Origin of the sequence: uncultured Campylobacter sp., assembly GCF_938039205.1 — a bacterium.
In the GTDB taxonomy this organism is placed as follows: Bacteria; Campylobacterota; Campylobacteria; order Campylobacterales; family Campylobacteraceae; genus Campylobacter_A.
The window spans coordinates 24,743-32,141 of record NZ_CALHVM010000044.1; the positions used below are offsets into that span (position 1 = coordinate 24,743).

Genomic DNA, 7,399 nt, shown 5'->3' on the forward strand with positions numbered 1-7,399 from the left:
GATTTTAATAACCACCTAAAAATCGCCAAATAAACTTACTTCACAAACGGCAGCTCAAATTTAATCCACTCGTAGTCTAGTCCGATTTTCGTCATAGCCTCGTAGCAAATCGCGCTAAGAAGCCCCGCAAAAAGCCCTGCTAGCATATCATCACCCATCACGCCCAGCCCGCCTTTTACGTTTTTGTCGATGCGGCCGATCACGGATGGCTTTAGGATGTCAAACGCCCTAAAAAACAGAACCGAGAGCGCAAACTGCACCGCCGTGGCGCCGCTGATAGAAATCGCCAGCCAAACGCCAGCAACCTCGTCTATCACGATACTGCCGTGATCGTGCACGCCGGTTTTTGCTTCATAATCGTCGATGATCTTGATGCTATATAAAAAAAGACAAATCGAAACTAAAAACAGCGTGGAAGCGGGCAAAAACATCAAAAATCCATACGCCGCAACTGCGCCAGCTAGCGAGCCCACCGTACCGGGGGCCTTAGGACTCAGCCCAGCGCCAAAAAACGTTAAAAATAACCTTTGCATATTTTTCCTTGAAATCAAATTTAAATAATATAGTGCTTTTGTTCGCCGATTTTTAGTGCGATTTTAGCAAATTTAACGCGCAAATTTCAAAATTCGGACGCCAAATTTTCGCGGATTTCGGATATTTTCAAATTTGACGGCAAAATGCGCTAAATTTATTAGATTTTACAACCGCAAATTTCAATCCATACTTTCAGCAATCAAATTTAAAATTTCCAAACTACAATACAAATTCGCCGCAACGCTGTGCAATATCGTCAAATTTAACGTCAATCAAAGCACGGACGCCTTACGCCAAACAAACCGCGCTACCCTCCGCGCAATAAATGTATAGCGTCAAATTTTAGAGTTTTTGCGGTGCAGGTCTCGGCGAGTAAAATTTGCAAATTCGAACGCAAAAGCAAAGATAAGATATCGCAAAACGGTCAGCTCGCAACGCTAATGCAAGCACTCGCTCAGTAAATTTTAGCGGCGACAAAACGCGTAGTTTCCCGAGCTAAATTTAACTCTTCCACTGCTTCGCACTGCAAATTTGCTGCCCCTGAAAAGCGACCTCAAGCGCAGCGAAACTGCACAAAATCTCTCTCAAAACGAGCCGCAGTATAAAAGCTAAAATTAAGCAAAAAAGCGCCAAATGAACAACGCATGCATACAGCAATAAACGATATTTCGACGCAGTAAAAGCTAAAAGCAAATTTAAGTCAGCGACGTCGTCTGATAAAGCTTCATCAAATTTTCGTAAAACTCCCTCTCCGTCTGCTTTTCGAGCAGCCCGTTGCTAGGAAAAAGATCGTCGCAAAGCTTTTGGATATTTTCAAATCGGTTCGGAAAAAGCTCGCTCAGTATCATCGCCGAGATGTCGCGCCGCATGAGAATCGCAGGCGGCAAGATACCCGCTAGCAGTAGCGTTTTTAGCGTCTGGGCGTGGTATTTGATATGGTGATGCTGGCCGTGCGGGCAGGTCTTAGTGCTAACTAGCGTCTTGCACTCGTCGCAGTAGACGAGCTCGGGCAGCACGACGATGTCTAAATTTAGATCGTTTTTATAGCGTTCTAGCACCGTGTGAGCGACGTTGTGATCGTAAAACATCCCGATACCGGCGTGATTTTGCCCAACTATGAGCTTATGGGCGCCCAGTCTATGCGCCGCGATGCACTCTAGCGTCGGGTTTAGGTGCGAGCTAAAGAGATTTGAGTTCTCAAAAGGCACGATGATCAGACGGTTTTTGGGGACGTAGTTTTGGATGAAGTATTCTAGCACGCTTTTTTTGAGAGAAAAGCTCATCATCTCGTCCGCGCCGTGGCTTTTTAGTAAAAATAGCAACACCAGATCGGAGCTATCTATCGTCATCCTGATCAGGCGCTCGTGCGCGCGGTTAAATGGCTCCGCGGTTAGCATGATCGCCGAGATTTTGCGGACGTTTTGCTCCCTTTTGACCTCTTCGATAAGTTTTCTTACTTCAGCTAGCTTGTCGTCGTAGATTTTTATCTCGCCGCTCACGGCTAGTTCGCCGCTTTGGCTTTGCTGTGCGGGCGCGGCTTCGTTAGCGCGAAAGATATTTTGCGAGCTTTTTTCGGTGTTAAATTTAAAAACCTCGCCGACCTCGATATACCCCACGACCTTACCGCCGTTGATAAGCTCGATATGATCGCCCTTTGAGGCGTTTTTTATCGTTTCTTGATTGCGCTTGCCGTGTGGCGCAAATACGAAAGTATATGGCATCGGCTCGCCGGCCAAAAAGCCCGTCTCGTAGATCTCGTTCGCCTCTTTTTCGTTCATCAGGCGGTTAAATTTGCTAAAAATTTGATTTTCTATGAGATCAAGCGCGCCAAAAGCCTCGTCGTTTATCCAAACGGCGTTATTTTTTCTTGACGACGTCATATTTTTTCCTCTTTTCCCAAAGCGATTTTCGCGAGATGCCTAGCTTTTTGCTAAGCTCGGTGTCGGGGTATTTGTCCTGATAGTTTACGATGATATGCTTTATGTAGTCGTCGATCGTCAAAATTTCGTCGATTTGGAAATTTTTCTCGTCGCTTGTGATGTTTAGCGTCTCCATCGGCGTCTCTTCGTTCGGATTGGTCGAGCTTGCGATGATCTTGCGTTTGGCCGCGAGAGAGACGATCTGATTTTTGGCCTCTTGGCGTAAAATTTGAAAATTTGAAAAATATAAAAGCGTGCGCGGATTTGCCGCGGCTATTACCTCCACGTCGATGCCGGGTTCTAGCGGGACGTATTTAAAGCTCAAATTTAGCGCCTTTGCGTACTCAAAAACAAAGTTATCGGCGTTTATCATTTTATTACACTTTATGAGAAGCGGCAGCTTTATGCGCTTAAAGTCGAAATTTAGCGCCGAAACCGCCTTAAAATGATAGTTTAAGTAGTCCTGATAGGTCTTTATAAATGTCTGCAATCGCCTAAACTCCTCAAAATGCTTGATCTTTCGCACTAGCTCCTCGATCATAAACGGCTTTTGTATGTAGTCACTAGCACCCGCTTTTATCGGGATCGAGACGGTGTCGTTGCTGATATAGGTGATGAGCAGGATGACGACGGAGTCTTTAAATTTTTGTATGATTTTTAGCGTATCATCGCCCGCAAACGCGCTAGAGAGCAGCACCACGTCAAAGTGTACGTCCTTGCCGCCATCCTTTGCCTTCTGCTCGGGCTCGCTTTTCATCGCCTCCGCCGTGCTTCTTGCGATCTCGCACTCATAGCCTAGATTTTCCAGCTTCGAGGCGATGCTTTGGGCTAGGTAGATTTCGTTTTCTATTATCAAAACTCTCATTTTTTTACTTTCGTCGTTTTATTTTTGCGTCCAGTCGTAAATTTTTAAACTAGCCGACGCCGTGGCGGCTATGCCCTCGCCTCGCCCCGTAAAGCCTAGCTTCTCGGTCGTCGTGGCCTTTACGTTTATGCGGCTCGGGGTTAAATTTAGCGCATTTGCGATGTTTATTTCCATCGCGGATTTAAATTTACTAAGCTTTGGCCTCTCAGCTATGACGGTGACGTCGGCGTTAATAAGCTCAAATCCGACGCTTTGAACGAGTCTATATGCTTCTTTTAGTAACATAGCAGAGTCCGCTCCCTTAAATTTATCGTCGGTATCGGGGAAATGCTCGCCTATATCACCGAGTCCCGCCGCTCCTAGCACCGCGTCTATGAGCGCATGAATAGCTACGTCGCCGTCGGAGTGAGCCTTTAAATTTCGCTCGAAAGGAATTTTCTCGCCGCCGATTGTTACGAAACTTCCCTCTTTTTTCTCTTCTTCAAAGGCATGCACGTCAAAGCCGTTTCCCACGTAAATTTCACTTGACGGCGCACCAAGGCCGCAAATTTTAGAAAGGTCGTCTTTAAATGTGATTTTTCTCGCGTTTTCATCGCCCTGCACGTACCAAATTTTACCGCCCGCAGCCGCTATCGCCGAGCTATCGTCGGTGTAAATTTGACCTGATTCAAGCGCGCTTTTTAGCATTGCTGTGCGCGAGAGCTGCGGCGTCTGGATGAGCTTGATCTGCTCTCTATCGACGGCCTGGGACCCTAGATAAACGGTATCTGGCACTTTTAGCGCAGGCACGACGCAGTCGGCGTTTTGGATGCCGCCCATTATACGCGAGAAAAGCTCGGCGCTAATCATCGGACGAGCGATGTCGCTAACCAAAACATATTCGCTTTGAACGAGCTTAAGAGCGTTTTTTAGGCTCTCTTGACGGGTCGCGCCGCCCTTTACGAAGCGATACGACGGGGCAAATTTGCTCATATATTTTTCCTCGTTTGAGGCGACGATTATCTCCTTAAAAGCGTAGTGCGAGCTTAAATTTTTAGCCGCAAAGAGCCATAGCGGATCGCTTCCGACGCGCAACCACTGCTTTTTAACGGGCATTTCAAAACGGCTGGAGCTTCCGGCTCCGAGCATTATCAGCGTAACGTCTAGCAAAATTTCTCCTTTGGCGAAGTGTTACGATATTATACATCCCAAAAGCTTGTTTTTATCTTTTTTGAGTAAGATTAGAACCAAAATTTTAAGGAGCGAAACATGAAAGAATTTCGGGTCAAATTTGACTCCGCCGACAAAACTCCGACGCAGATGTACTACGCTAAAAAAGGCGTCATAACGCCCGAGATGAACTACGTAGCGCAGGCTGAAATGCTAGATCCCCAGCTCGTTAGAAGCGAAGTCGCCGCAGGCAAGATGATAATCCCTGCCAACATCCATCACGAAAATTTGCTCCCGATGGCGATCGGCAGAGAGGCAAAAACCAAAATCAACGCAAATATCGGCAACTCGAGCCTAAGCAGCGATATCTGCGCCGAGCTTGAAAAGCTGCAAATTTGCCTAAAATACGGCGCCGACACGGTCATGGATCTAAGCACGGGCGGCGATCTAGATGCCATTAGAAGCGCGATAATCGCAAACTCGACCGTCCCTATAGGCACCGTGCCGATGTATCAGATCATCCATGATATAAAAGAGGTCGAAAATTTAACCGCTAGCGACATCCTAAAAACGCTCGAAAAACAGGCGCGCCAAGGCGTTAGCTACTTTACTATACACGCGGGCTTTTTGCTTAAATTTATGCCACTGGTCGCAAAGCGAAAGATGGGTATCGTTAGTCGCGGCGGTAGCCTAACTGCTAGCTGGATGATGCACCATCATAAAGAAAACCCGTTTTACGAGGCCTTTGATGATATTTTAGAAATTTGCGCCGCTCACGACGTCGCGCTCTCCCTTGGCGACGGCTTGCGCCCCGGCTGCTTATACGACGCGACTGATGAGGCTCAGCTTAGCGAGCTGCGGGTTTTAGGCGAGCTGACGCTGCGCGCATGGGAGAAAAACGTGCAGGTGATGATCGAAGGGCCGGGTCATATTCCTTTAAACCAAATAGAGTATAATATGAAAATCGAACGCGAGCTGTGCCACGGCGCGCCATTTTACGTGCTAGGGCCGCTACCTACGGACATCGGTGCGGGGTATGATCATATCACTTCGGCTATCGGCGGGACGATGGCGGCCTTTTACGGAGCCTCGATGCTGTGCTACGTGACGCCTAAAGAGCACCTTGGTTTGCCCAACGCAAACGATGTCAGAGATGGCATCGTAGCGCATAAAATCGCCGCTCACGCAGCCGACGTCGCGCTAGGCAAGGCTGGAGCCATAGAGCGAGATCACGCGATGAGCGACGCTAGATACGCTTTTGACTGGAACAGGCAGTTTGAGCTAAGCCTGGATCCTGAAAGAGCGCGCGAGCTGCATGACGAGAGCTTGCCGCAAGAGTCGTTTAAAAAGGCGGAATTTTGCTCGATGTGCGGGCCTAAATTTTGCGCGTATAAAATTTCAAAAAATCTAATGAAGGAGAAAAATGTTAAGTAAAGAGGATGTCTTAAATAGACTAAAAGGCGTGATATATCCGGGCTTTGAGAAAGATATCGTGAGCTTTGGATTCGTAAAAAACGTCGAAATCGGCGATAAAATTTTAATAGAGGTCGAGATCGTAAGCTCAAATCCGGACGTAGCAAACGAGCTGCGAACCGATATAAAGCGCGTGATGGGCTCAAACGAGTGCATCATCAACATCATCCAACCAAAAATCCCCGAGGAAAAAAGCAACAGCCAAAGCGGTAAAAACATCGCTCCGCAAATCAAAAATTTCGTAATGGTAAGCTCTGGCAAAGGCGGCGTGGGCAAGAGCACTACTACGCTAAATTTAGCTATCTCGATGGCAAAGCTAGGCAAAAAAGTAGGCATCCTAGACGCCGATATCTATGGCCCAAATATCCCTAGAATGCTGGGCGAAGTAGGCACGCAGCCGCAAGTCGTCGGCAACAAGCTAAAACCGATCTTAACTCACGGCGTCGAGATGATGAGTATGGGCGTGCTAATGGAAGAAGGCATGAGCCTCATCTGGCGTGGCTCGATGATAATGAAAGCTATCGAGCAGCTGCTAAAAGACGTATTTTGGAGCGAGCTGGACGTGCTATTTCTCGATATGCCTCCGGGAACGGGCGACGCGCAGCTAACCCTAGCTCAAAGCGTGCCTGTGACGGCCGGCGTGTGCGTCACGACTCCGCAAGTAGTAGCCCTAGATGATAGCAAGCGCGCGCTAGATATGTTTGAAAAGCTTCACATCCCGATCGCGGGCATCGTAGAAAATATGAGCGGATTTATCTGCCCTGAAAGCGGCAAGGAGTATGATATATTTGGCAAAGGCACGACCGAGGAAGTGGCAAAAGCCTATAGTACCGAAGTGCTAGCCGAAATCCCTATCGAGCCAGCTGTTCGTGTGGGCGGCGATAGCGGTAAGCCGGTGAGCTTTTACGAGCCAAACTCAGTCACGGCCAAACGCTACGAAAAAGCGGCGGCTAGACTATGGGAGATAATTGAAAATATCAACAATGACGGCGGCGCGGACAACTCGTCTATCCAGCCCGTGATGGACGGTAAGAGTGCTTGCTCGAAGTAAAATTTAAAATCTAAAGCCCGAATTTACTCAAATTTGGGCTTTAGCTCTCGCAAATTTACAAATTTAGGAGAACGACGATGAAAGCGATCGTAACGGTGATCGGTAAGGACAAGGTTGGCATTGTAGCGGGCGTTTCGGCCAAGCTCGCGCAGCTTGGGCTAAACATAGACGACATCAGCCAGACGGTTTTGGACGAGTTTTTTACGATGATGGCGGTGGTTTCCAGCGACGAAAAGCAGGACTTCACGGCTCTAAAGGGGGAGCTAAACGAGCTTGGCGAAAAGCTAAAAGTAAAGATCAACATCCAAAGCTCGGCGATATTCGACGCCATGCACAACATCTAAGGCGCCGATATGGACATCAAAAACGTAACCGAAACGATCGCGATGATCGAGGAGCAAAATTTCG

7 protein-coding genes are annotated in these 7,399 nt (G+C 47.8%); 3 read left to right on the forward strand and 4 right to left on the reverse strand.

Features of this window, described 5'->3' with window-relative positions:
- Positions 1–35 precede the first annotated feature (35 nt).
- From Q0394_RS05670 to Q0394_RS05685, 4 genes are all read right to left on the reverse strand, one after another.
- Positions 36–533: a phosphatidylglycerophosphatase A gene (locus Q0394_RS05670; protein WP_298946038.1), complete on the reverse strand. Its 498-nt coding sequence runs from the start codon at positions 531–533 to the stop codon at positions 36–38.
- 696 nt (positions 534–1,229) lie between these two features.
- On the reverse strand, positions 1,230–2,414 hold the full coding sequence (locus Q0394_RS05675; protein ID WP_298946041.1) for a sulfate adenylyltransferase: 1,185 nt from the start codon (positions 2,412–2,414) through the stop codon (positions 1,230–1,232).
- Positions 2,392–3,318, reverse strand: coding sequence for a response regulator (locus Q0394_RS05680; RefSeq protein WP_298946043.1), 927 nt, complete (start codon positions 3,316–3,318; stop codon positions 2,392–2,394). Before Q0394_RS05680 ends, Q0394_RS05675 begins: the two co-directional genes overlap by 23 nt.
- An 18-nt stretch (positions 3,319–3,336) precedes the next feature.
- Positions 3,337–4,467, reverse strand: coding sequence for a bifunctional 2-C-methyl-D-erythritol 4-phosphate cytidylyltransferase/2-C-methyl-D-erythritol 2,4-cyclodiphosphate synthase (locus tag Q0394_RS05685; protein ID WP_298946045.1), 1,131 nt, complete (start codon positions 4,465–4,467; stop codon positions 3,337–3,339).
- A gap of 99 nt (positions 4,468–4,566) precedes the next feature.
- On the opposite strand from Q0394_RS05685, the gene thiC reads away from it, so the two are divergent.
- From thiC to Q0394_RS05700, 3 genes are all read left to right on the forward strand, one after another.
- The gene (gene thiC, locus Q0394_RS05690; protein WP_298946047.1) at positions 4,567–5,901 is read left to right on the forward strand and encodes a phosphomethylpyrimidine synthase ThiC; all 1,335 of its coding nucleotides are present in this window, start codon (positions 4,567–4,569) and stop codon (positions 5,899–5,901) included.
- Positions 5,891–6,991, forward strand: a complete 1,101-nt coding sequence (locus Q0394_RS05695) for an Mrp/NBP35 family ATP-binding protein (RefSeq protein ID WP_298946049.1) — start codon at positions 5,891–5,893, stop codon at positions 6,989–6,991. Before thiC ends, Q0394_RS05695 begins: the two co-directional genes overlap by 11 nt.
- 77 nt (positions 6,992–7,068) lie before the next feature.
- A complete protein-coding gene (locus tag Q0394_RS05700) occupies positions 7,069–7,335 on the forward strand; it encodes an ACT domain-containing protein (protein ID WP_295147135.1) in 267 nt (88 codons plus the stop codon).
- Positions 7,336–7,399: the final 64 nt, after the last annotated feature.